The organism is Mucilaginibacter sp. 14171R-50, assembly GCF_010093045.1.
In the GTDB taxonomy this organism is placed as follows: domain Bacteria; phylum Bacteroidota; class Bacteroidia; order Sphingobacteriales; family Sphingobacteriaceae; genus Mucilaginibacter.
In genome coordinates this window covers 2,452,268-2,477,147 of record NZ_CP048115.1, presented here as the reverse complement: position 1 = coordinate 2,477,147, position 24,880 = coordinate 2,452,268, and the positions used below count along the sequence as shown (strand labels likewise).

Below are 24,880 nucleotides of genomic sequence, written 5' to 3'. Positions count from 1 at the left end.
TGCAACAAACTCATGCCCCGCCCTCCTTCGCCTTCATGGCGGCTAATTTCGCGGCCTGTTTTTCGGCGGTTTGTTTTTCAAGCAGCATACGCTTTTCAGCAGCCTCCTGCGGCGACATATCCGAAAATTGATAAGTAAGCTTACCCAGGTCAAAAACCGTTTTATCGTACTGGTTGGTCATTACAATACACTCGGTTGGGCATACAATGGTACAAAGGCCGCAATACATGCATTTGGCCATATCAATATCAAACTTAGCGGCGTACAACAGTTTTTTCGACCCATCGGATGTTTCACCGATGCTACCTTCAGTCGACTTTATCGACTCGATATCGATGCAGTTTACCGGGCAAATCTTGGCGCACAGGTCGCACACTATGCAATCGTCAATCTCTACATCCAACTGGTAGCGGCCCACTTCGGGCACCGGCAGTTCCTGTTTAGGATACTGTATGGTATTGGTGTTATTTTGCTGATGAAAATAGTTATCGTTAGTAATAGGCGTAACGTTACGTTTCGCGTTTGAGGCAAACAAAGCCTTTACGGTAAGGGATAGCCCCTTCCATGCCGTTGTAAAACCGTTTATTGCTCTTTTAATCAAATCCTAAACCCTAAACCCTAAATTCTAAATTCTAAACCCTAAATTCTAAACTTAAATACTAAATCATAAAAATCCGAAATCGAAAATCTGAAATCCGAAATCAACCTTACATTACCCACAGCCGCCATACACCCGATATCAGCATACATACAAACGCAAGCGGGGTCAATACCTTCCAGCACAGGTTCATCAGTTGGTCTACCCGTAAACGTGGAAGTGTCCACCTGATCCACATTTGCACGCCTACCAGCAGCAGCGTTTTCACCAGCATCCAAAAAATGCCCCATAAGGTGCCAGTGGTCCATGTTGCCAAAGTTACCGAACCTATGTTTGGTAAAGGCGTGTTCCATGCACCTAAAAACAATATTACGCCAACCATCGATACCAGGAACATCATGGAATATTCGGCCAGGAACACCAGCGCGAACTGTAACCCGGTAAATTCGGTATGGAAGCCGGCCACCAGCTCCGATTCCGCCTCGGGGATATCAAATGGCGCGCGGTTACTTTCGGCCAGCGATGCGATAAAATATATGGCGAAGGCCACCAGTAAATGCGGCGCCTGGAAAACATTCCATGAAAGCATACCCCCTATTTGGGATACATCCCAAAAGCCAAAAAACTTTGCTTTATCAGCGGATAGTACACCCTGCTGAACAGCGATATCCTGCAAGTTTAATGTCTGCGCTATCATTATTACGGATATCAGCGCGAAGCCGGCAGGTATCTCGTAAGAGATGATCTGAGCCGCCGAACGCATAGCGCCTAATATTGAATATTTGTTGCTTGAACCCCAACCGGCCATGAGTATGCCAAGAGTTTCGATCGAGATGATCGCGAAGACATAATACAGGCCTATATTAATATTCGCGGGCACCAATCCGGGTGCCCACGGCAGGGCCGCAAAACCCAGGTAAACGCCTATAAATATGATAACGGGTGCCGCCAGGAACAATATCTTATCAGCCGCCGCCGGAATGATCATTTCCTTTTGCACCATTTTTATCATATCGGCCAACACCTGAAGGGTACCATATTTACCGGTTTCGGTAGGCCCCAGACGATGTTGTATAAAGGCGCTCACCTTACGCTCGGCGTATACGCCAAACATGGTGAATAACCCCACAAAAGCAAATAATCCTGCTGCTACAATAAAATATGTGAGGTAAAAATTCAAGGGCGCTTGCTTTGGGTGCAAACTTAATAAATGATGGGGATAGTTGACTGGTTTAGTAGTTGTTTTTTACAGTGTTAAGGTTGCTGGAATCATGGCGATCGTACGTTGGTACTTCGTGAGGACAGGTAGTGTGCTGTATGAGCCGTCAGTGGATGTTACTTTCTTTTCTCTCAAAAGAAAGTAATCAAAAAAAATCGCGGCTGCGTCCTGTTCTGTGAAAGGGTGTGCTTTCGCACTGCCTGTACTATCCGAACAGGCCAATGCCGCATTTTGAGGTTACGTTCCGTTCATCAGGCTCGAAATTATAACAAAGAGCGCGGGGTTCCGTCAGAGTGAGCGGGCCGGGCGTATGGCGGGAATGCCGGTTTAGCTTTTTTCGATGGATTGGAGCAAAACGAACAATCGGGAAAAAAGCGTTAAGAACCGGCAGGGCGGGCGGAAGCATCGCTCTGACTTGATTTTTTGCTACTTTTTGATCAAGCAAAAAGTAGTAGCCCTCCGCGGCAATGAGCGGCTAACGTTCATTCAAAGCACAACACTTTAACAGTGCGTGAGGGATGGTAGTGAGTTATTGAGCCGTTAGTGGATGTCACTTTCTTTTCTCTCAAAAGAAAAAGTACCAAAAAGAAAAATCGCGGCTGCGTCCTGTTCGTGAAAGGTTGTGCTGAGGCAATGCCTGCTACCCGATCAACAACCTTCTCTTACATCAACAAAGCTGCTTTTAATTTCGCTGCCAAAAAATTGCGATGCGTGGCTGTTAAATTCAGGCGTGTCATCCATTGTAGTGTAAAACCGGCGGTCGCTGGTTTTGCTGAGCCGTTGTTCCATTTCCGGATGGCGGTGCAGGTAATCTGTTAAACTGGCGGCCACAATATCGCCCTGGGCCACCACCTTTATATTGGCCGGCAGGTGGGCCTTTATCTTATCCTGCAAAAGGGGGTAATGGGTACATGCCAGCAAAATGGTATCTATACCGGCTGATTGCTGCATCAACTGATCGAGGTATAGCTGTACGTAATAGTCGGCACCGGGCTTGTTGTATTCGCCGTTCTCAATCAAAGGCACCCAAAGCGGGCATGCCTGTTGAAAGACTTCAAGATGAGGGAAAAAACGCGCTATCTCTAACAGGTATGAGCCTGACTGTACGGTGCCCTTGGTGCCCAGTACGCCGATTTTTTTTGTTTGGGTATAGGTGCCGATTACTTCGGCCGTGGGCCGGATAACACCAAGCACACGCTTATCAGCATGGCTGCCGGGCATGTCCTGCTGCTGAATAGTACGCAATGCTTTTGCCGATGCTGTGTTGCAGGCCAATATTACCAGCGGGCAGCCCTGTTTAAACATCCACTGCACACACTCCCAGGTATATTGATGTATGGTATTAAAAGACCGGTTACCGTACGGCGCCCTGCCATTATCGCCTAAATACAAATAATCGTACTCCGGCAGCTGCTCTACTATTGAGCGGAACACGGTTAATCCGCCGATACCCGAATCAAATACGCCGATAGGGCTCCCTGTTAACATATCTCAAAAATAAAAAAAGCGCCCCGGAATGGAGGCGCTTTATAAATAATTTAATTTTCAGATTACTTCAATCCTAATTTAAGCTTTACTGCAGCCATCAGGTCATCGGCAGCCGGCGATACCACTAAATATTCGCTGGTTGTATCTAATACATACGAGTAACCTTTTTCCTTCGCAACAGCTTCAACCGCCCCGCGCGCTTTGTCGATAAGTGGTTTACCTAACTCACCGCGTTTGGTCTCAACCTTTTGCTGTGAAGACTGTTGGTAATCCTGTAAACGCTTAGCCAGATCCTGCAACTCGGTTTCTGCAGCTCCGCGCGCCGCATCGGTCATTTTATCCCTGCCGGTTTGGTAGGCCTGGCCCTTGGTTTGGTATTCGTTATTCATTGCGGTTAACTGGTCAATGAACTGTTTTTGATAAATTTCAAGCTGAGATTTTACTGTTTTGGTCTCAGGCATCATGTCAATCAATTGCGAAAAATTGATGTGACCAATTTTTGACTGCGCCTGGGCAAAGTTGCCTGCAAATAACATTCCTGCTGCAACTAAAGCAACTTTAAATAGTTTTTTCATTTCTGTTCTTCTGTGTTTAATAATAGTTCTGATTTTAAATATAAAATTTTTATTTGGCAAATACACCCGGCTTTAACCCCAAGCGGGTTATTACCGCATCGCTTTTGTTATAACGCGGATTTGCGTACAGCATTATAACTTCGCTGTTTTTGTCAAATATCATGTCCAGGTTTTCGCTTTCGGCAACAGCCTGTACAGCTTTAGACACTCTATCCTGTATTGGTTTAATTAGGGCATTGCTTTTTTTAGAAAGCTCGCCATCCGGCCCAAATATCTGGCGCTGGTAATCTTTGGCCTGCTTCTCTTTATCCACTATTTCCGCTTCGCGGCGTTTACGCATTTCGGGGGTCATTAAAACCTGATCGGCCTGGTAAGCTTTATACAAACGGTCAATCTCCTGGAAACGGCCGTCGACATCCTTTTGCCATGACTCTGATAAAGAAGCCAGCTGCTTTTGTGATGATGTGTACTCGGGCATGTGCTTTAATATGTAATCCGAATCAACATACGCAAATCGTTGTGCCAGCGCCGCTGTGCAGGCTGTAAACGTAATAAAAAGTACTAATATTATCTTTTTCATAAACTGCTATGCAAATTTAGTTAAATCCTCCGCTTAAGCTCTGTGAAATTGTAAAATGGAAATGGCCTTTGTTAGCATCAGGCTGGCCCGGGATTTTATCAAAACCATAACCATAATCTAAGCCCAATAAGCCAAATATCGGTAAAAATATCCTTGCACCCACACCAACCGAGCGCCTAACATTGAACGGATTAAACTGGTTAAAATTATCCCAAACGTTACCACCTTCGGCAAAACCGAGCAGGAATATTGTGGCCGACTGCCCAGTAATTACCGGGTGCCTTAACTCAAACGTATATTTATTGTAAATGGCGCTGCCTTGGTTTGTATTGGCATTTAAGTTTGAGCCTACTGGCACTATCGAGAAGTTTTCGTAACCACGCAAACCTACCACATCGGTACCTTGTAAAAACTGGTAACTTTGCATACCATCGCCGCCCAGTTTAAACCGCTCGAATGGTGACGGGCCTACCAGCTTGTTATACTGGCCCAGGTAACCAAAACGCACCTGCGACATCAGCACCAGTTTACCGGTTATCCTCTGGAACCACTGCGCGTCAAATTTCCATTTATAATACTCAACAAAGTGATACCTTTCTTCAGGGGTAGCTACCTTATAATTGATATTGTTAAACAATGAATACGGCGGCGTTGCCTGTATGGTAAGCTTAATATTTGAACCTGATGTTGGATAAAGCGGCATATCAATAGAGTTGCGGCTTAGCTCCTGGGTCAGTTTAATGTTATACGATGTACCGTTCTGGAAAAGGTAACCGCCGTAATTATCCAGGTCATAGTGATCTACGTTTAACGAGTAGTTTAACTGGAAATAGTTATCGGGCCAGTTTAAACGTTTACCTAAAGTTACACCAATACCATTTATACGCAGTTTATTGTAATAAGGGCTCGATTTAGGGTAATATTGCCCCGTTGAGCTGCCTTGCGTGTAAGCAGATAAAGCAAAGTAAATTGGTTTTTTACCACCCAGCCACGGTTCAGAGAACGTAAACGAGAAGTTTTGATAAGTACGCCCGCTGGATTGACCTCTTAAACTTAGTTTTTGGCCATCGCCTTTTGGCAGTGGTTTGTAGGCTTTAAGATTGAATATGTTACGCAGGGCAAAGTTGTTAAACGTTAAACCCAGGGTACCTACCAGCTGGCCGCCCCCAAAACCACCCGAAAGCTCAATCTGATCTGACGGCTTTTCAACCACGTTGTAAACCAAGTCTACCGTACCATCTGCCGGGTTAATGTTGGTTGGCCTTGGTTCGGTTTTTTGCTCATCAAAATTGCCTAGCTGGCCAATTTCGCGCGCGCTGCGTATCAATAATTCCTTGTTAAATTTCTGGCCGGGTTTAGTCCTTATTTCGCGCATCACTACTTTATCATTGGTAACATCGTTACCTTTAAGCAGTACGCGGTTAATGGTGTATTGCGGGCCCTCGTATATCCTGATATCCAGATCAACGGTATCGTTATAGATACGTGTTTGCACTGGGTCGGCCTGGAAAGTTAAATAACCGTCATTTAAATACAACGATGAAACATCATCGTTATTTGGCGTTGGGCCGGTTAAACGCTTATTCAGTTCTTCTTCGCTGAATACCTGTCCTTTTTCAATCTGTAGTATCCTTGTTAAAGCTTCTGTAGGATAACGGGCGTTGCCTGAAAATTTGATATTACCGAAGTAATATCGAGGCCCCTCGTAAACTTTAATTTTTACATCAACAGATTTTTCATCGTGTTTGGTAACCGTATCGCTTAAAACTTCGGCATCACGGTAGCCTTTGCCCTGCATTTTTTCTACAAGGGTTTGTTTGTCTTCCTCGTATTTATCCTGCTTAAACTTTTTGTTGCCGAAAATGTGCCAAAACTTTTTCTCGCGTGTGTTTTTAAGAAACTTGCGAAGCTTAGCGTCAGAGAAAGCTTTGTTTCCCTCAAATGTTACGCTGTTTATTTTAACTTTGGATCCCTTATTTACAGCTACGTCCAATATAACGCTGTTAGGGTCGCCGGGATCTTTTGTCTGCTTTATATTAACGGTTGTATTCAGGTAACCCTTTTCGTTAAAATGCTTTTTAATGATAGCGGTGGTAGTGCTCAGCAGGTTTTCGTTTACAATTTTGCCCGTTTTATCGTTCAGTTTTTTGTTAACGTCCTCAATTTCGCCCTTCCGGATACCGGTAATATGTAAACGTGACAAACGCGGACGCTCCACAACAGCTATTTGCAGGTATATGGTATCCATATTTATCCGGGTAACATTTAGCTGCACATCGTCAAAAAGGCCCTGCTTATACAGGTCCTTAATAACGTTGGCGTTTGCTTCGCCCGGCAAATTGATCCTGTCGCCTTTATTTAATTTAGATATGGTAAGCAGTATATCTTTGTCTACATATTTGGCACCCGATACGGTAATATCGCCTATGATATAATCTTTAGGGTTAAGGTAACTTAAGCTATCGGCTGATATGGATTGAGACAACGGAGATTGCCTTGAACCATTAACCTGTGCCAGTGCTGCGGTGCTTATAATAGAGAAGAAAAGGGCAAAAAAAACTTTATTCATCCGAATATTTTAGTGGGCTAAAAATAATTTATACAGTTGTTAAAAAGTGTTAAAAGTAAAAATTTAGTTTACCTGCTCACTTGTCATCCCAAAACGACGCTCGCGTTTCTGGAAATCGAGTATAGCCTCATACAGGTCTTCGCGCCTGAAATCAGGCCAAAGTTTTGTAGTAAAGTATAGCTCGGCATAGGCAATTTGCCACAGTAAATAATTACTTATGCGGTATTCGCCGCTCGTTCTGATCAACAGTTCGGGGTTTGGCATACCGCCGGTATATAAATTATCTTCAAACATTTTTTCGTCAATATCGGCGGGCTGCAATTCCCCGCTTTGTACTTTAGCAGCCAGATTTTTAGCGGCGTTCACAATTTCGCCCCTCGAGCTGTAGCTTAAAGCAAGCGTAAGTACCAGCCCGGTGTTATCAGCTGTGTGGTTAATGGCGTTTTGCAACTCCTTATGGCATTTGCCCGGCAGCATGCTCAGGTCGCCAATAGCATTCAAACGTACATTGTTCTTCATCAGCTTGGCAATCTCCTTATTAAGAGTACTGATAAGGAGTTCCATAATAGCGGTTACCTCAAATTTTGGCCGGCTCCAGTTTTCGGTGCTAAAGGTATATAAGGTTAGGTACTCGATGCCTAACTCACCGGCACCCTCAACAATATCTCTTACAGACAGCACCCCGTTATGATGGCCAAACACCCTTAACTTGCCTTTGCCCTTGGCCCACCGCCCGTTACCGTCCATAATAACGGCTATATGCCGGGGTAATTTCTGAAGATCTATCTGGTCCTTATAACTCATTTCCCGAAGGGCTTTAACAGCTTGGTTTGGGCTGCTGCACCTGTTGCATTGTAAAATTTAAAACCTTTTTTAGCAAAGCTTTCAATTACTTATGCTATTTTTTTCAGGTGACAAAGGTAAAACTTAATTGTATTTATTTTAGTATGCGGTAAAAAGAAATAATTGCAGGGTGAGTATATAAAAACTCCACGAGGTGAGACCCCAGCCTCTCTCCGGCAGAAGAGGACTTTAAAATCTACCTGCCGGAGGAGGTGCGGTTGCTATCGATCAGAAGGGGTATCAATCGGAAGTTTTCTGAAAAAAATTTTGCGTTGCAGCCCAAAGCTTTTTCGTTCAGATCCTTCAAAAAAAGCCAGAAAAAAGTCGGATAAATTCAAGTTTTTTCGATGTTATCACAAAGCCTGCATCTTCTTTAGCAAACTAACATCCTTTGGCGCTATATCGGCAATAGCGTATTGCTGTACACCGGTTATGTTCAATTCATCGATCGTGTTTACCAGGTTGCCGTAAACAGCTTTTTCAGACGGTTTGATGATCACTATCATACTTTTACCGGTGCTTTGCATTACGCGTCTCCGGGTTTCAAGTATAGCATGGCGCAGGCCGCTCCGGCTATAGTTGGTTATCGCCGGCGCGATAGCTGGCTTATCTGCAATGCCTAAATAATACATGGCTTTATTATCTTTACCAAGACAGATGGTCATGGTACGCGACTCCGCCGCACCCGCCGGCTCATCGCCCACCGGCATAGCTACATCCATTGCTTTTGGTTTTGTTAACGATGTGGTAAGCATAAAAAATGTAATAAGCAGGAATGCAAGATCTACCATCGCGGTAAGATCTACCCTTAATGCAGGTTTTTTTGAACGATTTTTATTTCCTGATTTTTCGGAGGGTGAATTTAATTCGGCCATGGCAATACAGTTTAAGGTAAAACAATAGGTTACTAATTATTAAACGTATAAATGTACTGCTTTGTTCCATTAAACAAAATTAAATTTTGTTTAATTCATTTATATAGAATAATATTCTATTTCGCGCCGTTTTAGTAATAGCACGCAGATGTTACAAATGTGTAAGAAAGCGTGAAGCCAACAAACATGTAATAATCCCGGGGCTTAAAATCGCCCCGCTGGGTACCGGGAGCCCCTATGTAAACATGTGTTTTTTCGCCCGAACGGTCGGCCAGTTTTACTGCCGTGGCACTCGATAACCGGGACGGATCTGCATACAGGCCGCTTACATCGTCAAGGTAATCTGTGGTGGTGTACCTATATCCCAGGTCGGCAGCTACCGTCCACTTACCCGAAAAATTGTACTTAAAGCCGGCGCCAAAAGGAATTACAATAGTGGTGGTTGCATAAGGGTTGCTTTGCCCCTCGGTGCGCAGGGGCCTTAAGCCCACAACCTTATCATCTAACACAGCCCTTGGGGCGTACGATGTAACACCCGCGCCAAGGTATATATATGGTGTGTATTTGTTTTTGCCGGCGTCGGGTATATAGCTCATGAAATTAAACTCGCCCATCAGGCTAAGTTCATTCAAAGGGGTTTTAAAACTGAGGTTCCGATCACGAAACTGCTGGCTGGACGACGTACTATCGGCACCACTTATCTGCGCGAAACTGTAGCTTAGCTTTACCCCCAAATAACGGTTAAAGTTTCCTTTCACAAACAAACCGGCAAATCCGCCGCTGGGTTTAACGGGGTTATTTACATTCAGGTCGCCAATGTAGCCTGCGGCGCCTATTGCCCCTCCTATTTCCCAGGTTTGGGCCTGTACCTTAATAGTGATAAACAATAGTAAAAAAGCTGCAAGAAATTTACGCATTAAAGGCAATTTAATAATTGTTTAGCCTCACCTAAATCCTCTCCAAAGGAGAGGACTTTAATCTCTCTTTTTTGAACCCTCTTCATTGGAGAGGGCAGGGTGAGGCTAAGCATCAAAAGGCAATTTAATAATTACGGGCATCTAAACCCCATAATAGCTTTTTCCTTAACGTAGACAGGTAACTTTCATTATTAAGGCGTACCAAATTAAGCTTAAAGCCAGCCTTATACACTTTAAACTGCATGGGCTTATTAACTATTACGGTTCGGCTATCGCACGATACAATATAGTTATTGCCCCGGTAGTCAATATCCAGCGTAAGTGTGCTGGTATCGGGCAATACTACCGGCCTTACATTTAAATTATGCGGCGCAACGGGCGTAAGTGCAATACTGTTTGACTGCGGAAAAATGATAGGCCCGTTACAACTTAACGAATAAGCGGTTGACCCCGTTGGGGTTGATATAATGATACCATCGCCCCAATACGAGTTTAAAAACTCGCCGTCAAGGGATACGTGGGTGGTTATCATAGCACTATCGTCGCGCTTATGAATGGTTACATCGTTCAGTGCAAAGTTATTGTCGCCAAACAGGTTTTGTTCTGAATCGATAACCAGCAGTTCGCGGCTGTCTAATGAAAATTCGTGGTTGACAACCGCGTGTATAGCAGCCGCTATATCGCTTTTGTTGATACTTGCCAAAAAGCCCAGTCTGCCAAAATTGATACCGATAACCGGTACGCCCGAATCGCGGATAAGGGTCACCACATCCAACAGGGTACCATCACCGCCAAGCGTTAAAAAAATATCGATATGGTTTTTTATAGGTTCTTCGCAATTAAGGGTGGCACACGCAGATATATCAACATTTCCCTGTAAGTAATCGCTTAGCGCAGGATGTACATAAACGTCAACCTTATGCTGTGCCAGACTATCGAAGACCTGGCGGATATACGGAAACACCGATGGATCATTAAACTGTCTGCCGTAAACTGCTATCTTCATATGGTAAGGTTACAAATTCAGGTAGTTCATGAACGAATCAAACCTATCCATGGAGTTGTCATTATGGTCGGTGAAGTTAAAGGTGGCTTTAACATCGTAATTATATCGTAAAAACGTTGCCAGTATATTTGAAATATCCTGCTTGTTAACCTTCAGGGTTACTTCGATGCGGGTGCTATCGGGGAAAGTGCGGACATACGAGCTCAATACCTGCGCGTTATCAGACTCAACAACCTGCGACATGTGTGCCAGGGAGTTGTTTTTATTATCAACTTCTAAAACGATGATGCCGCCCGGCTCGGATACCGAAGTAAGCTTGGCAAAATACTCGTTCATGGCGTTAATGGAGATCATGCCCTGGTAATCCTTTTTTGTGTTAAGCACCGGCACAACGGTCAGTTGTCGTTCATAAAACAATCTGATCACATCATAAACATGTTGTTCTTCCAGTACATACGGGTTAACCAGCGATAAAGCAAGCGAGCCGATGGGCGCGTTAAAGTCGCTTTCTTCCACCAGGTCGTCTTCGCTTATAAGACCCAGAAACTGCTCCTCGTTAACAATTGGCAAATGGCGAACTTTAAACTCTGCCATACGGTCAAAGACCTTCTGTATACTATCAGAAGTATGTACCGGTGGCATAGCGTTAGATATCAGCTCAATTGCATACATGGTTATTTTTTTATTTTATTTAAAAACATTGCAAGATACCTGTTAAACTCTTCGGGCCGTTCCATCATGGGCGCGTGGCCGCATTTATCTATCCAATGCAGTTCGGCATTGGGCAACGACTCGTTGAATTCCACAGCCACCTCCGGCGGGGTGATCTTATCATCGCGGCCCCATATCAACGATACCGGCATGGTAATTTTGCGCAACTCGGTTTTCATGTTGTGCCGTATGGCCGATTTTGCCATAGCCAATATCCTGATCACCTTATGGCGGTCATTTATCATTTGATATACTTCGTGCACCAGTTCGTCCGTAGCTATCGCGGGGTCATAAAAAGTGTATTGTACTTTCTCTCTCACAAAATCGATACTTTCGCGTCGCGGGAAGGAACCGCCGAATGCGTTCTCGTACAACCCCGAACTGCCGGTTAAAACAAGCGCCTTTACATACCCCGGATGTGCCAGTACATAGATGAGCCCAACATGCCCTCCCAGCGAATTACCCAGCAAAATAACGTTGCTAAGTTTTTTGAATTTTATGAATTTATGTACAAACTTTGAAAGGCTGCGTACCCCGGTTGTCAGCAAAGGCATATCATAAATAGGCAAAACAGGAATAATGACCCTATAGTTCGGGCTAAATGCTTTTATCACCTCGTCCCAATTGCTTAAAGCGCCCATTAACCCATGAAGCAGCAACAGCGTTTCGCCTTCGCCTTCTTCAATGTAACTGAAACCTTTTTCTTCTTTAAGCGCAAAATTCATATATGAAGGATGTGAGTTATCATGTAAATATATCAGGCCGCGCCTGGTTTTGGTCTCAAATGTTGTAAAATTATAATTATAATACCGTTTACAAGGCTTTGTTTGATAATAATTACGCTAAAACTAACCCAATAGTTGTTTTACCACTTCTGATACGGTTTTACCATCAGCACGGCCGGCAAGCTCTTTATTGGCTACTCCCATTACACGTCCCATATCTTTTACCGAAGTTACACCCAGCCTTTCTATAACATTCTGTACAAAACCTTCTATCTCAAACCGGGTCATCTGCTTGGGCAGGTATGGCTCAATTACATACATTTCGGCCATTTCTATATCATAAAGATCATCGCGGCCCTGAGTTTTGTAGATGTCTGCAGACTCTTTGCGCTGTTTAATAAGCCTTTGCAAAACTTTGATCTCGGCATCCTGAGTTAACTCTTCAGCAGCACCTTTTTCTGTTTTGGCCAGCAGCAATGCCGACTTAATGGCGCGTAAGCCCCTCAGCCTGTCGGCTTGCTTACTTAACATGGCTTGCTTTATATCCTGGTCTATCTGCGTTATTAATGACATGGTTTTAAGTTTTAAGTCCGACGGTCCGGTACGTCCGAACGACGGAAAGTATTTATATTATTATCCGTTCTTGCAATTCTTCTTTCGGACTACCCGACAGCCGGGGTATCCGACTTATTACTTCCTGAATATATTAGTTGCTGTGGCCTGCGCCGTTGGCATAATAACCAGGTCGTTAATGTTTACATGCGCCGGGCGCGATATTGCAAACCAAATTGTTTCCGCTATATCATTGGCTACAAGTGGCTCAAAACCCTCATATACTTTTTTTGCGCGCTCTTTATCGCCCTTAAACCGTACCTCTGAAAATTCCGTTTCTACAGCGCCGGGATGTATGCCGGTAACCCTGATACCATAGCCATTCAGATCTATACGCATACCTTTGTTAAGGGCATCCACGGCATGCTTGGTAGCACAATAAACATTCCCGTTAGGGTAAACCTCTTTCCCGGCTATCGATCCTAAGTTAACAATATGCCCGTAGCCGTTTTTTATCATCCAGTTAGATACTACGCGACTTACATAAAGCAACCCTTTTATATTGGTATCTATCATGGTTTCCCAATCTTCGTAACTACCGTTTTGAATAGGGTCTAACCCCTGACTAAGGCCGGCGTTGTTAACTAATACATCAACTTTTTTCCAGTGGGCGGGCAGGCCTTCAAGGCTTTGAATAACCTGTTCGCGGTTGCGTACGTCAAATGACGATACAGCTACCTCTACATTGTATTTATGATTCAGTTGCTGCGCTATTTTTTCCAGGCGCTCCATACGCCTACCGGTAAGTATCAGGTTGTATCCCTCGCGCGCAAATGTGTGGGCACAGGCCTCGCCAATCCCTGCGGTGGCGCCTGTTATCAGTGCTATCTTTGCCATAGATATGAATAACTATCGGCAACGAAATTATGTTTTTATGTTGACTTTATTTGTCTTTTTACCGTAAGGATAGTTTGGCTACGTTACTGCCGGCTTATCTACCGGGTTAAGCCGTTTTATAAACGACAGGCTTATCAGCAATAATACAACAAGCGTATTATATAAAACCAGCTTTTGCACCATTAGGCCAAACCTGCCGGCAAGCGTTATCATTATCATATTCAACATAACCAGGGCAACTATAATTGCCTGCATTTTGGTAACGGCTTTTACCTGTATTATAGCGTACCCAAAGCATACAAATGCCGCTATGGCAAAGGCATTGGTAAATATAATATCGTACCGCGAAGCAATAATTGCAACTGCAGCAAAAACCATCCCCGCTATGTTGTATATATTATATGTATGCGCATCTATAATAGTGGGCTTTACCGATGATGCCCGTTTAGGGTTTACCAATATTTTTAATTTATGCCAATCATAAATAAGTAAAAGCACATTTAACAGGGTGAAGAAACCATTAACATACGGTGTGCCCTGCCAATTAAGGGAGATGGTTACAGCAAAGATAGATAAATTCATAGGCACAAGCATAATTGCACCAATGGTACTAAACCGTTGCGATAGCAGCAGTATACCGCACACTACCTGCAAAGTAGCCACTACCCGGGCAAATAAAGCTAAACCATATTTTGCCAGCATAGCCTCAAACAATGGCGGGCCAATTATTTGCCCGAAATGCCCGTTGGTTAGCTTACATAAACCTGACGACAAAAAAATGTAGCCCAGGAACAAACGAATGAGTACAATGAAAAAATCTTTATGGTGGATCATAATGCTGGTTTAGATTTTACAAAGGAACCTGCATTTTAAAAACAGCTGAAATCTATTAGACAAACAAGCAACGATGGTAGACAAATTTGAGGGCAATGTAACACTTGCCAGACGAACAGGGTTCGATAATCGACGAAATAAAAAAGGCCTGTCGATTGACAAGCCTTTTCAGATAATTAATGCTGATGCTTAGTTCCTTACAACCGCCTTATTTTGATATTACGGTAGTAAGCCTTATGACCGTGATCCTGTAAAGCGATACGGCCAATTTTAGCCATGCCATATTCAGGATGGTCTTTCCATTTACCTTCGGCTTTTTTCTTTTGCCAGTCGGCATCCCATGCGGTAAACTCAACTATTTTCTTTCCGTTTAGCCAATGCTCAACATGCCCGTTTTTAAATATAATGCGGCTGGTGTTCCACTGCCCAACCGGCATTATCTTTTTTTGCGAATTGGGGATGTGCATAGCGTAATCGGCGCCGGTTTTTTGCCATTCCTCCAGTTTATCAGGAACCCAGCCTATATCATCTATGATCTGGTACTCGGGGCCGGTAAGGTACGATGCCTCGTATTTAGGCGATTCTACAACATGGTATAATACGCCGCTATTACTTCCCTTGTCAATCTTCCATTCCCAGGTAAGTTCAAAATTAGCAAACTGCTTGTCGCTAACAATATCGCCCCCTGTGTCGGTACCTTTCACCGCGCCAAGGCAAACCAAAGCGCCATTCTCGATCTCCCAGTTCTTAACCTCGCCCTTTTTATTATAACCATGCCATCCTTGCAGGTCCTTTCCGTTAAATAAACTTATCCAACCAGCCTTTTTTACCTGGCCAAAACTTTGCATGCTGCCAAAGCTTATGGCTGCTGCAAGCCCTAATACCTTAAAATTTGTTTTCATCATCATAAGTATTGTTATGATTTAACCATCTTCATTTTCTCAGGATCCCAAAACATGGGGCTGTTTTTATAATAGCTATCGTTACACAATAACGCGGGTGCGGCAGCGCGGTAACCAAAAACAGCATCTTCGGTAACTTTACCGTTGTTACGGATAGCCGTTATCCAATTGTTCATATGGTCGTAAGGGCCACCCAGATAGCCTTTTTCGGCGTTAAAGGTAATTTCTTCAGGAGGTAGAATATGCTTCCGGCCCGAGTCGGTTTGCCCCGCTTTGCGCATCTTTTCGATATAAAAGGGATCGTCCGACTGGATAACCTTATTCCGCTTCAGGGTAACGCTGTCCCAGGTGATATCCATTGAGCCCTCGCTCCCAACCAGTTTAAGATAAGTGGTACCGCTTGTGCCATCAACAAAATTACACCGTAACGACAGGTTGAACGCCGGGTGGGCAACAGTTTTACCATAATCAAAGGTACCTAACAAAACATCAGGCACTTCGCGGCCATCGTTCCAGTAACGCAACCCGCCGGATGCATATATTTTATTTGGCCCCATTGAGCCGGTAATAAAGTGCAGACTGCTAAACAGATGAACAAATAAATCACCCGCCATACCGGTACCATAATCGGTATAATTTCTCCAGCGGAAGAACCTTTTGGAGTCGTACGGCCGTTTTTGGGTATTGGCCACATACGTTTCCCAATCAACCGTTTGCGGCGATGCATCATCGGGTATAGGGTATTGCCACACTTCAACCGGCGCCCGGCGCGCCCAAAAGCCTTCGGCATAATTTAATTCGCCAATTGCCCCGCTTTTTAATAGCTCATGTGCTTTTTCGTTACCTAACGATGATACCCCTTGACTGCCTACCTGGAATACCTTGCCCGTTTCCTGCTGTGCCTTAATCACCGCGGGGCCCTCGGTAACTGAGTGTACCATTGGTTTTTCGCAGTATACGTGCTTGCCCGCGTGCATAGCATCTACAGAAATCTGCTGGTGCCAATGATCGGGCGTGGCTATAATTACCGCGTCAACATCCTTGCGGTTCAATATTTCTTTATAAACTTTAGTGGTATAAATATCAGCTCCCCAGCGTGTTTTGGCATCCTTTAAACGGCCATCATACAAATCGCAAACAGCAACAAGTTTTACACCCGGCACCTGCAAGGCCACTATGGTATCCTGCGTACCCATGCCCCCCGCGCCTATCAGCGCTATATTAACCTGGTCGTTAGGGCCGTACTGGTTATACTTTTGTTTAAGGTAATGAAAACTGTGCTTATCCGCAGCTATTAAGCTGCTTCCGGCGGTAACAGCAGCGGCGGTGGTAGCCAGCTTTTTTATAAAGCCCCTGCGGGATGCTTCAGAATTTTCTTTCATGGTTTACGCGTTAAGGTTATTTAATTGTTATGAACTTATAAGGAAGCTTTGATGCTTAAAGGCGAAAGGTATAGTTTTTTATAAAACATTTCAAGTGCAATATCCACCAATAGCAATATTAGGCTTTTTAAGCTAATTTTTTGTTTATTAGGTTATTTATACTAATTTTATAAAAATTAGGTAATTAAGCCCAATATGAATGCAGTAATTACAGCAGATATAGTTAACTCTACCATTTTAGATAAAGCGTCATTTAAAAAATTGATAAGCGCCCTAACCGCCCTTTTCGGAAAGGATAATTTAGAGATCTATCGCGGGGACAGTTTCCAGGCATTTGTTAAACAAGCCGACGATGCTTTATTGGATTGTATAAAAAGCAGGTTATTGGCTATACAATACAGCCGCAAACAGCGCATTGATATAAGGATGAGCATTAGCATTGGTTTATTGAATACTGATACGGGTAAACTGGGCTCAAATATGGATGAGCTGTTCATAAGTTCGGGCAGATATTTTGATAAATTTCAAAACACGTCTCATAAATTGTATATTGTAAGTGGTATAAAAGAGGCTGATTTTACTTACGAAATTATGGCCCAATATTTAGATAGTATACTGGAACGGGTTACCGCGCGGCAGGCCGAGGTTGTGTATCAGTTACTGTGTGGTAAAACCCAGGTTGAAACCGCCCGACTGTTAAATAAAACAACAGCTACTATAAGCCAGCATGTAAAAACAGCCCGGTATGACGAGATTGAAAACATCCTTAATAAATTTGATATACTAACCAACCAGTTGCAACATGGATGAAAGCATTATATGGTTAATAAAACTTATACTGGCGCATTTGATAAGCGATTTTGCCCTGCAGCCCACAAAGTGGGTTACCGGTATGGAGCAGCATAAAATTAGATCGAAGTATTTGTATTGGCATACCCTGGTTACCGGCCTTGCAGCATTGTTGCTTATTGGATTTAATTATTGGGCGGTAGTTTTAATTATTACCATAAGCCATTATATAATTGCTGTGCTAAAATTATATACCAAAAATAACTTCGTAACTTTTACAATAAGCCAGTTGTTACACCTTGCGGTAATAATAGCCTGCTGGCTTGTTGTTTTTGAGCAGCACCGGCCGGGTGCCGGTGCAATTGCAGCCTTTTATAGCGGCAGTCGGTTTTGGACATTTGCTGCCGCCGCGTTTTTCTTAACCTTACCCTCGTCAATTATTATTGGTCAGGCCACCAGGCAATGGGCAGTACCTGCCGGGTTAAAAAATGCCGGTAAGTACATTGGAATAATCGAACGGATTTTAATATGCCTGTTGGTATACCAGGGTCATTATGAAGCTATAGGCCTATTAATAACCGGAAAAAGCATCCTCCGTTACAATAGCTCGAACGAAGAAGTTAAAACTGAATATCTATTGATTGGAACCTTGTTAAGTATATTTATAGCTTTTGCCGTAGGATTAGCGCTTAAAATGGTGGTTTAAACTGATGAAAATTATTCATAACAAAATCAAATTTGTGGAGCCGTACGCCAACCGTTAATTATGAACCATAACTATGCGCCTCAATACTTATCTTTGCCCGCATAGTCATGAGCAAAACCGTAACACCATACCAAAACCAGCAAGTCGCTAAAAAAGAGCAGGTAGCCGATATGTTTAACAACATTTCAAAAACCTACGATTTTCTGAATCACTTTTTGTCGCTTGGGATAGATATTATCTGGCGTAAAAAGGCAATTAACGAGCTAAAAAAGGACCAGCCCCAGCTGATCCTTGATGTAGCTACAGGTACCGGTGATTTTGCTTTTGAGGCGTTATCTATCCTAAAGCCCAAAAAAATAATCGGCGTGGATATTTCGCAGGGTATGCTGGATATCGCGAAGCAAAAGATAGCCAAGCGTGGCTTAGGCAACAAATTTGAAGTTAAGCTGGGCGATTCGGAAAAACTGCCTTTTAATGCTGATGAGTTTGACGCGGTTACGGTAGCCTATGGCGTACGTAATTTTGAAAACCTGGAAACCGGCCTTGCCGACATTCACAGGGTGCTTAAACCGGGCGGTAAAGCAGTTGTACTGGAGTTTTCGAAACCAAAGGGTTTCCCTATAAAACAGCTTTACGCCTTTTATTTTAATTACGTTACTCCGGGCATCGGTAAGCTATTTTCAAAGGATGCAAGGGCGTACACATATTTGCCCGAGTCGGTAGCAGCCTTTCCTGACGGCGAAGCTTTTACTAACCTGATGCAAAAAGCAGGCTTTAAAAATACCAAAAGTCGCCCTTTGGCGTTTGGTATCTGTTCTATTTACACCGGTATTAAATGATAAAAGCCCGCCTTTTCATAACCATCATATTGATGGGCTGCAGCAAACTTTTATTTGCGCAGGCGTGGGGCGGCGGTGCCGATAGCAAGGATCTTAGCTTCGGATTCTCCTTTTCATACATCCAGAGCAGCTTTAAGATAATTAAGCAACCATACTGGCGCGATGCCTTTTTTGATACAGGGTTAAACCAATATGCTACCAGTAAATTAACTGGCATAAGTTCTAAGCCGATGCCGGGTTTTGCTGTTGGCTTTTTAACGCGTTACCGTATTACCGACCACCTGGAGACACGTATTACACCGTCGCTGGTATTTGCCGACAGGGCCGTAAGCTATACTTATGAGCAACCGGAGCAGGATGTTACCAAGCCCGTACAAACTACTACGGTTGATTTTCCGTTACAGCTAAAATTAAAATCTGACCGGATAGGCAACTTTAGGGCTTACCTGTTGGGTGGCTTAAAATATTCGGGGGCGATAGGTTCCAAAAAAAATGATGTCAACACTGCCCCTACCGAACTTTTGCTAAGGAATATAAAAGGGTACTCTTCTTACGAAGCGGGCGTTGGGTTTGATATTTATTTTGAGTATTTTAAACTATCACCGGAAATTAAACTCAGCAACAGCTTTGGCAATATCCTGTTGTCAGAAAACACGCCTTATGCAAACCCCATCAGCCGGCTATCCCTGCATACTTTTACATTTAGTCTGCATTTTGAATAGACGCTTGGTCCAACCTCTTTTCAAAACAAACAAAGCTTAAACCAGGCCTAAACTCTAAGGTTATTTCGCCTTTTAAACTATATCCCATTTTTGGGAAGAGCTGCCGTGTTGCATGGTTCTGGGTGTTAGTATCTATGCGTAAAATATGTATACCACGCTCAATGGCTACAAGTTCCGCCTGGTACAGCAGGTCGGCAGCAAGGCCCCTGCCCCTAAAATGAGGGCTTACCGCCAGCCGGTGCGTTACGATAGCTTCTTCGCTGGTATCAAGCCCCACCTGTGCGTACTCGGGGTATTGATCGGTAGTAATTGCGGTTACACCGGCAATTTGGCCTTCAACTTCGGCCACCCAAAGCTGGCCAGCTTTAATATCGTCCTCAAATACCTGCGGGTTGGGGTATGTATCATCCCATTGCAAATTGCCTGCTGCGCGCATAATGGGTACAACATCGGCTACAACCTCCATAATAGCGGGTATGTCTTGTAAAGTGGCAAGGCGGACGGGAGATTGATTTTCCATTAAGATTTAAAAAATGTAAGATGTTTGCATATCTGCATTCTGCACATATGTATATTTATTAATGGTTATGCTTTTTGTGAATATCTTTTACCAGGCATAACTTCTTTATTTCATCTATGCGGATGGGAAACGGCGCATATTTTAGACGTCCTGCAACCATTTCTGTTACATTATCCGAGTGAGCGATCACTTCTTCCGGGTTATCGCTGGCCAGCAGTCGCTTATACATGCGGTAATCGCCCCACTCAATATAATATACTTCTCCGGGCAATATCTTTTTATCGCTGATGATCTTGAGGGCCACCCAGCAGCCATTCTCTAAATACGGGTACATGGAGTGCCCCCAAACAGGCAGGGCAAAATCGCACTCCTCTATCCCCGGGAAATTCATACGACCCACCGGGCGCGAATCATTTATATCATTATAAACCTCGACACCAGATGCCGTGGCGGTAATTTCGTACATCGGTATCCCCTCCTCACTTCGTGCGGCTACAGTTTTCTCGGTATTTTTTTTTCCTCCTAAATGCTCCGCATATTTTTCTTTAAATACCTTCAATTTTTCGGGATCAATGTTTTGGCGGCTTTTAATGATCTCGGTAATGGAACTGGCCGAGTTGAAGTTTAAAGCTTCAGCCAGTTCGGTATTATTGTTAAATGCCTTACCCCTTAGTTGATTGTAAAGTATAATAAACTCCAGTGTTTCAGGTCGTACTGTTTTTATTTTGTTGGGTTTCGACAGGTCATCCATAACAATAAAAAATAATTAAAGATTTTTCTTGATTTTAATAAAGATATTTCTTTATATTTGTTTGTTCAATAATTGCTAATTTAAAACTAAAAATCAGTAAAACAAATAATCGCTTTACAGAACTTACAGAATATACTTTAGCTATCCGCAACAATATGTTTACAAGTCATTTAAAATCAATAGCTCAATAACCTATGTATATCGCATACTCTGCCCTGCGCACTAAACAAAAAAACGGCAAGCACATGTCAACTAGTCGGGAACTAACCAAACGCGCTGCGGGCTATATAGCTGCCTGCGATAAGTACCGTCATGAGATCGCCGCAATACAAAAATATATACCTGGGTGGATGCCGCCTTTTGAGGCGAATGCGTGAGTGACTTACTTTTCTATGAATATTAACCATTATTAAATAAAACAATGATAAAAATCGCACAAAAACTTAAGGACCAGCTATGGTGGCTTATTATTACCGTTGATTATAATTACAGCCGAATAAGCATTGCCGACCACGACCTGACGGATGACACGCTTACCCTTTGGCTGGAGGATAAACAGGATTTTAAAAATTCCCTTGATGATTGCCTCCAGCTGGACATCTCCGTTAAAAACTTTGCCAGGATAATTAAGGATGAAAACCTAAACAGTTATGAAGGCCAGCGCCTGCACCCTAATAAGCAGTTTGTTTACAAAACACGTGTGCAAATAAACGAAGCGATAGCCTGGTACAAACAGGATGCTACGCTTATAGAGCAGCAATGGGCACGGGAAGCAATGCTAAAAGCGATATTAACGCAATTAGTAGAGACCGAGGCCGCGATGGATAAAAATTGGTAGCGATTATGCCATTTAGCATTTAGAGCATATTTGGTCTATACTGCTCATATTTAGCCTACCGAATTGTGATTTACTTAGCTTTAACCAATTGTTCCTGGTCTGCCTGCACCAGCTCTTCAACTTCGCTTATCGTTTCTGCAGGGGCGGTGGCGTAGTTAAGCTTGCGGAAACGCCAGATGGCGAAGGCCGGTTCCTGATAGCGATTTATCAATTTAAAAAATTTGGGGAAGTTATGGACCTCATCAAGCAGCACCCCGGTTACAATACCGTTGTTATCTAATATTTCGCGAATGGTATATTCTTTATCTTCGGTGATCCAGATCTCAAAATCGCGCCTTATTTCGGTGCTTTTGTCGGCGTCGATCTTATCATTTATACATATCACTTTATCACCCGGTCTCATAGTAAGTCAAAATTAAACTCAAAAGTAAAAACAGCTTTACAAATTATCACAATCTTTTTCGACTTTTGAATTAACTGCCGGCCGGCATCGATACGAAAAAAGCGGCCCCGTGGTCGGGCGAGCTCTCTACCCAGATGTGCCCCCCTTGCATTTCTGTAAATTCTTTGCAGAGCAATAAGCCAAGCCCTACCCCTTTTTCGTTATCGGTACCAAAAGTAGATTGCGCTTGTAAAGAAAACAGTTCTGCCTGCTTTTCGGCAGACATGCCGATACCATTATCACGAACAATAAGCCAGCACTCGCCACCGATCTGTTTTGCTTTAAAACTTACTTGCCCACCGGGCGGAGTAAACTTAATAGCGTTACTTATAAGGTTGCGTATAACCAATTGCAGCATATCAATATCGGCTACAATGCGGATATCCCAATCTATTTCGTCAATAAGGCTAATATTTTTTTTAAGGGCGATGGCTTTTTCCAGCTCCACGGTATTGAAGAGCGCGTCGCGAAGGTTAACATAACCAAGTTTTACATTAACCCCGTCCATTTGAGTTTTTGACCATATAAGCAGCTTGCCAAGCATATCAATGGTCCGGCGGGTAACTTTAAGCAAATCACCTTCTACCATCCGGCGTTCAGCTGTATCCAATTCGTACTCTGTAACCAGTTCAAGGTAATTTTGGATATTACTTAAAGGCGAACGCAGATCATGCGCTATTATCGACATCAGCTTATTCTTCTCGGAGTTAATGCGGGCTAATTCCTGGTTTTGCTGAGTAATGTGGTGATTTTGCAGTTCAATGGCATTTGCCTTATCAGATGCGGAGCGTTTTTCGTAATCATAATTACGTCTGAAATAAGTTACTGTATAATACAGCACTATAACCACCACAACGTAAGCAGATGTTAGGTCGAGATACCGGCTGGAGCGGTTTACGTAGGTATTTGGCACCCATGCCGGATGATAATACTCCACCAGGTGCAATCCAACAATGATGATCATATTAAGGGCAATCCAAAATTTCTGCTGATTTTTAGGCACAACGCATAACACCAATAAAATACACAGGCCCATTAGCAGGTCCGTTGGCCCATAAGTGCCCGAGTTGTATATAAAATTCGTTGCGAACAGCAGGTTCCCGATGACAGTGAATATGGTAACCGTTACTTTGAAGCTGCCACGGAAACGCGACAAGTAATAAAGTGCTGAAAATATAATAAGGGTTAAAAGACTAAGCAAGGACACAAAGGGCAGCCCTATAAGGTAATTAAAGGGCACGTTATAAGCCAGTGCAAGTATCGAAATGAGGCAAAGGGAGTGAAATATCCTGATCTCTAAAGAGAACTCGGTAGTAGAGCCCGTAAGCCTGAGCCATAGCCTGTTTATGTTTCCAAAAAGGCGCAAAATTTGTTACGTGTTTAGGTTATCCAAGGTACAAATAAATATTGGCAGCACAAGTACTAAAGGACGTTTCTTAAAAATAAAATTAATTACACGGAACAGCACAAAAAAAGCCCTGCAAAAGCAGGGCTCATGATATTTTAAGAAATTATATAGGGCTTAGTTACGGCTAAAACCGCCTCTGTTACCGCCGCCGCTAAAACCGGGGCCTTTATCCTCTGCTATATTAACGGTTATGCGTTTGCCATAATAGCTTTGGCCGTTCATACACCTGATGGCTTCTTTAGCTTCTGCTTCGTTAACCATTTCAACAAATCCAAAGCCTCTGCTTTCTTTTGTTTCACGATCTTTAACGATCCTGAGGGACTTAACAGGCCCAAAATCACCAAAAACCGCATTTAGTTCGGCCTCACTTACTTCTAACGGAAGGCCTCCAATAAATACTTTCATTAATCTCCTTTTGTTTTTCTGTAAAGATACGCAAAAAAGGCCGGTTTTTGGCCGCCTTGAGGCGAAGGATGGGGTGTGTAAAGCGTTTTTTACAATAAGGTGTCAATACTGGGGATGGCTACTTTTGTTGTTTCTTCAACTTCAGTTCAAAGGTTCCTTCTACCCTGTAAAGTGAGGAGTTGGGTTCGTCATCCTTAGATAGAAACGTAAAAAAATTGCCTTTTGCAAGCACATCTTTGGTGCGATACTGCAGCAGATGTATCACACCGGCATCGCCAGGTTCTGCATATTGTGTTAAGGTATACTGCCTGGTATGCATTACATCGGCCATCATTAGTAGCTGGCCGCCCGCTACAGGCTTGATCAGACTATCCGCGGCAGCGCCTTTTGAGCTTACACCAAAACTTATAGTATGTTCTTTATTAATGGCGGTGATACCAAAGTACCGGTTGTCGCCCGCGCTCATATTTACAAAAGCGACAGAATCTTTAGCGGCATCAAAGGTGTAAACAGAATCCTGCATTTTCAAGGTAAGCGTGCCTGCAACGGCAAGGAAATTATCAGGAGATGCAGCGCTTAAAGCGCTATCGGCATTTAAGGCGATCTTCTTTTCATCAACAGCCTGTTCGCCGGTATCTTTTTGGCAAGACACCGCCATAACCGAAAGGAGCATGACAAGTGAAAAATACCAATTAGTAAACCGTTTTTTGCGCATAGGTACGTGGATGTTATAAAAATATAAATTTTTTATTTAAAAATGGCATCTACAACTTTTAAGCCAAAAATT

29 protein-coding genes are annotated in these 24,880 nt (G+C 43.3%); 6 read left to right on the top strand and 23 right to left on the bottom strand.

The window, feature by feature from the left end; genetic code table 11:
• Window positions 1-10: 10 nt before the first annotated feature.
• The 17 genes from GWR56_RS11400 to GWR56_RS11320 form a co-directional block, all read right to left on the bottom strand.
• Complete coding sequence (locus GWR56_RS11400; RefSeq protein ID WP_162431366.1) at window positions 11-601, bottom strand: 4Fe-4S dicluster domain-containing protein; 591 nt, start codon at window positions 599-601, stop codon at window positions 11-13.
• Window positions 602-707: 106 nt separating this feature from the next.
• Window positions 708-1,778 carry a complex I subunit 1 family protein gene (locus tag GWR56_RS11395; RefSeq protein ID WP_162431365.1) on the bottom strand — a complete coding sequence of 357 codons (1,071 nt, stop codon included), beginning with the start codon at window positions 1,776-1,778 and terminating at the stop codon, window positions 708-710.
• 687 nt (window positions 1,779-2,465) lie between these two features.
• Complete coding sequence (murI, locus tag GWR56_RS11390) at window positions 2,466-3,305, bottom strand: glutamate racemase (RefSeq protein ID WP_162431364.1); 840 nt, start codon at window positions 3,303-3,305, stop codon at window positions 2,466-2,468.
• 62 nt (window positions 3,306-3,367) lie between these two features.
• Entirely contained in the window at window positions 3,368-3,880 is a 513-nt protein-coding gene (locus GWR56_RS11385) for an OmpH family outer membrane protein (protein ID WP_162431363.1), read from the bottom strand.
• 49 nt (window positions 3,881-3,929) lie between these two features.
• Entirely contained in the window at window positions 3,930-4,460 is a 531-nt protein-coding gene (locus GWR56_RS11380; protein ID WP_162431362.1) for an OmpH family outer membrane protein, read from the bottom strand.
• Between the two features lie 16 nt (window positions 4,461-4,476).
• Window positions 4,477-7,029, bottom strand: a complete 2,553-nt coding sequence (bamA, locus tag GWR56_RS11375; RefSeq protein WP_162431361.1) for an outer membrane protein assembly factor BamA — start codon at window positions 7,027-7,029, stop codon at window positions 4,477-4,479.
• 63 nt (window positions 7,030-7,092) lie between these two features.
• Entirely contained in the window at window positions 7,093-7,833 is a 741-nt protein-coding gene (locus tag GWR56_RS11370; protein WP_162431360.1) for an isoprenyl transferase, read from the bottom strand.
• 392 nt (window positions 7,834-8,225) lie between these two features.
• Window positions 8,226-8,747: a biopolymer transporter ExbD gene (locus GWR56_RS11365; RefSeq protein ID WP_162431359.1), complete on the bottom strand. Its 522-nt coding sequence runs from the start codon at window positions 8,745-8,747 to the stop codon at window positions 8,226-8,228.
• Window positions 8,748-8,878: 131 nt separating this feature from the next.
• A complete protein-coding gene (locus tag GWR56_RS11360; RefSeq protein ID WP_162431358.1) occupies window positions 8,879-9,664 on the bottom strand; it encodes a DUF6089 family protein in 786 nt (261 codons plus the stop codon).
• 124 nt (window positions 9,665-9,788) lie between these two features.
• Entirely contained in the window at window positions 9,789-10,670 is an 882-nt protein-coding gene (locus tag GWR56_RS11355; RefSeq protein ID WP_162431357.1) for an NAD kinase, read from the bottom strand.
• A 9-nt stretch (window positions 10,671-10,679) separates the two neighbouring features.
• Window positions 10,680-11,342: a CBS domain-containing protein gene (locus tag GWR56_RS11350; RefSeq protein WP_162431356.1), complete on the bottom strand. Its 663-nt coding sequence runs from the start codon at window positions 11,340-11,342 to the stop codon at window positions 10,680-10,682.
• A 2-nt stretch (window positions 11,343-11,344) separates the two neighbouring features.
• Window positions 11,345-12,106: an alpha/beta fold hydrolase gene (locus tag GWR56_RS11345; RefSeq protein ID WP_162431355.1), complete on the bottom strand. Its 762-nt coding sequence runs from the start codon at window positions 12,104-12,106 to the stop codon at window positions 11,345-11,347.
• A 123-nt stretch (window positions 12,107-12,229) separates the two neighbouring features.
• On the bottom strand, window positions 12,230-12,679 hold the full coding sequence (locus GWR56_RS11340; RefSeq protein WP_162431354.1) for a GatB/YqeY domain-containing protein: 450 nt from the start codon (window positions 12,677-12,679) through the stop codon (window positions 12,230-12,232).
• Between the two features lie 117 nt (window positions 12,680-12,796).
• Complete coding sequence (locus GWR56_RS11335; protein ID WP_162431353.1) at window positions 12,797-13,555, bottom strand: SDR family oxidoreductase; 759 nt, start codon at window positions 13,553-13,555, stop codon at window positions 12,797-12,799.
• 78 nt (window positions 13,556-13,633) lie between these two features.
• A complete protein-coding gene (locus tag GWR56_RS11330) occupies window positions 13,634-14,389 on the bottom strand; it encodes a DoxX family protein (protein WP_162431352.1) in 756 nt (251 codons plus the stop codon).
• A gap of 197 nt (window positions 14,390-14,586) precedes the next feature.
• Window positions 14,587-15,297 (bottom strand): DUF1080 domain-containing protein, encoded by a 711-nt coding sequence (locus tag GWR56_RS11325; protein WP_202925311.1) that lies wholly within the window; start codon window positions 15,295-15,297, stop codon window positions 14,587-14,589.
• 8 nt (window positions 15,298-15,305) lie between these two features.
• On the bottom strand, window positions 15,306-16,673 hold the full coding sequence (locus tag GWR56_RS11320) for a Gfo/Idh/MocA family protein (protein WP_162431351.1): 1,368 nt from the start codon (window positions 16,671-16,673) through the stop codon (window positions 15,306-15,308).
• 195 nt (window positions 16,674-16,868) lie between these two features.
• Here GWR56_RS11320 and GWR56_RS11315 point away from each other — a divergent pair, with 195 nt between their 5' ends.
• The 4 genes from GWR56_RS11315 (at window position 16,869) to GWR56_RS11300 (ending at window position 19,729) form a co-directional block, all read left to right on the top strand.
• The gene (locus GWR56_RS11315; RefSeq protein ID WP_162431350.1) at window positions 16,869-17,483 is read left to right on the top strand and encodes a hypothetical protein; all 615 of its coding nucleotides are present in this window, start codon (window positions 16,869-16,871) and stop codon (window positions 17,481-17,483) included.
• Window positions 17,476-18,168, top strand: coding sequence for a DUF3307 domain-containing protein (locus GWR56_RS11310; RefSeq protein ID WP_162431349.1), 693 nt, complete (start codon window positions 17,476-17,478; stop codon window positions 18,166-18,168). Before GWR56_RS11315 ends, GWR56_RS11310 begins: the two co-directional genes overlap by 8 nt.
• Window positions 18,169-18,275: 107 nt before the next feature.
• Window positions 18,276-19,007: a bifunctional demethylmenaquinone methyltransferase/2-methoxy-6-polyprenyl-1,4-benzoquinol methylase UbiE gene (gene ubiE, locus GWR56_RS11305; protein WP_162431348.1), complete on the top strand. Its 732-nt coding sequence runs from the start codon at window positions 18,276-18,278 to the stop codon at window positions 19,005-19,007.
• Window positions 19,004-19,729 carry an outer membrane beta-barrel protein gene (locus tag GWR56_RS11300; RefSeq protein ID WP_162431347.1) on the top strand — a complete coding sequence of 242 codons (726 nt, stop codon included), beginning with the start codon at window positions 19,004-19,006 and terminating at the stop codon, window positions 19,727-19,729. Before ubiE ends, GWR56_RS11300 begins: the two co-directional genes overlap by 4 nt.
• Here the strand turns inward: GWR56_RS11300 and GWR56_RS11295 are convergent.
• Both GWR56_RS11295 and GWR56_RS11290 read right to left on the bottom strand, forming a co-directional pair.
• Window positions 19,710-20,249: a GNAT family N-acetyltransferase gene (locus tag GWR56_RS11295; protein ID WP_162431346.1), complete on the bottom strand. Its 540-nt coding sequence runs from the start codon at window positions 20,247-20,249 to the stop codon at window positions 19,710-19,712. The two genes, GWR56_RS11300 and GWR56_RS11295, sit on opposite strands and share 20 nt — an antisense overlap.
• A gap of 58 nt (window positions 20,250-20,307) precedes the next feature.
• Window positions 20,308-21,000 (bottom strand): S24 family peptidase, encoded by a 693-nt coding sequence (locus GWR56_RS11290; RefSeq protein WP_162431345.1) that lies wholly within the window; start codon window positions 20,998-21,000, stop codon window positions 20,308-20,310.
• Between the two features lie 194 nt (window positions 21,001-21,194).
• Between GWR56_RS11290 and GWR56_RS11285 the strand changes: the two genes are divergently transcribed.
• Together GWR56_RS11285 and GWR56_RS11280 are read left to right on the top strand one after the other, a co-directional pair.
• The gene (locus tag GWR56_RS11285; RefSeq protein WP_162431344.1) at window positions 21,195-21,377 is read left to right on the top strand and encodes a hypothetical protein; all 183 of its coding nucleotides are present in this window, start codon (window positions 21,195-21,197) and stop codon (window positions 21,375-21,377) included.
• Between the two features lie 44 nt (window positions 21,378-21,421).
• The gene (locus tag GWR56_RS11280; protein ID WP_162431343.1) at window positions 21,422-21,838 is read left to right on the top strand and encodes a hypothetical protein; all 417 of its coding nucleotides are present in this window, start codon (window positions 21,422-21,424) and stop codon (window positions 21,836-21,838) included.
• A 70-nt stretch (window positions 21,839-21,908) separates the two neighbouring features.
• Here the strand turns inward: GWR56_RS11280 and GWR56_RS11275 are convergent, their stop codons facing one another.
• The 4 genes from GWR56_RS11275 to GWR56_RS11260 form a co-directional block, all read right to left on the bottom strand.
• Entirely contained in the window at window positions 21,909-22,241 is a 333-nt protein-coding gene (locus tag GWR56_RS11275) for a hypothetical protein (RefSeq protein WP_162431342.1), read from the bottom strand.
• 70 nt (window positions 22,242-22,311) lie between these two features.
• Window positions 22,312-23,646, bottom strand: coding sequence for a sensor histidine kinase KdpD (locus GWR56_RS11270; protein WP_162431341.1), 1,335 nt, complete (start codon window positions 23,644-23,646; stop codon window positions 22,312-22,314).
• A gap of 156 nt (window positions 23,647-23,802) precedes the next feature.
• Window positions 23,803-24,093 carry an RNA-binding protein gene (locus GWR56_RS11265; RefSeq protein ID WP_162431340.1) on the bottom strand — a complete coding sequence of 97 codons (291 nt, stop codon included), beginning with the start codon at window positions 24,091-24,093 and terminating at the stop codon, window positions 23,803-23,805.
• Window positions 24,094-24,211: 118 nt separating this feature from the next.
• On the bottom strand, window positions 24,212-24,751 hold the full coding sequence (locus GWR56_RS11260) for a hypothetical protein (protein WP_162431339.1): 540 nt from the start codon (window positions 24,749-24,751) through the stop codon (window positions 24,212-24,214).
• Window positions 24,752-24,880: the final 129 nt, after the last annotated feature.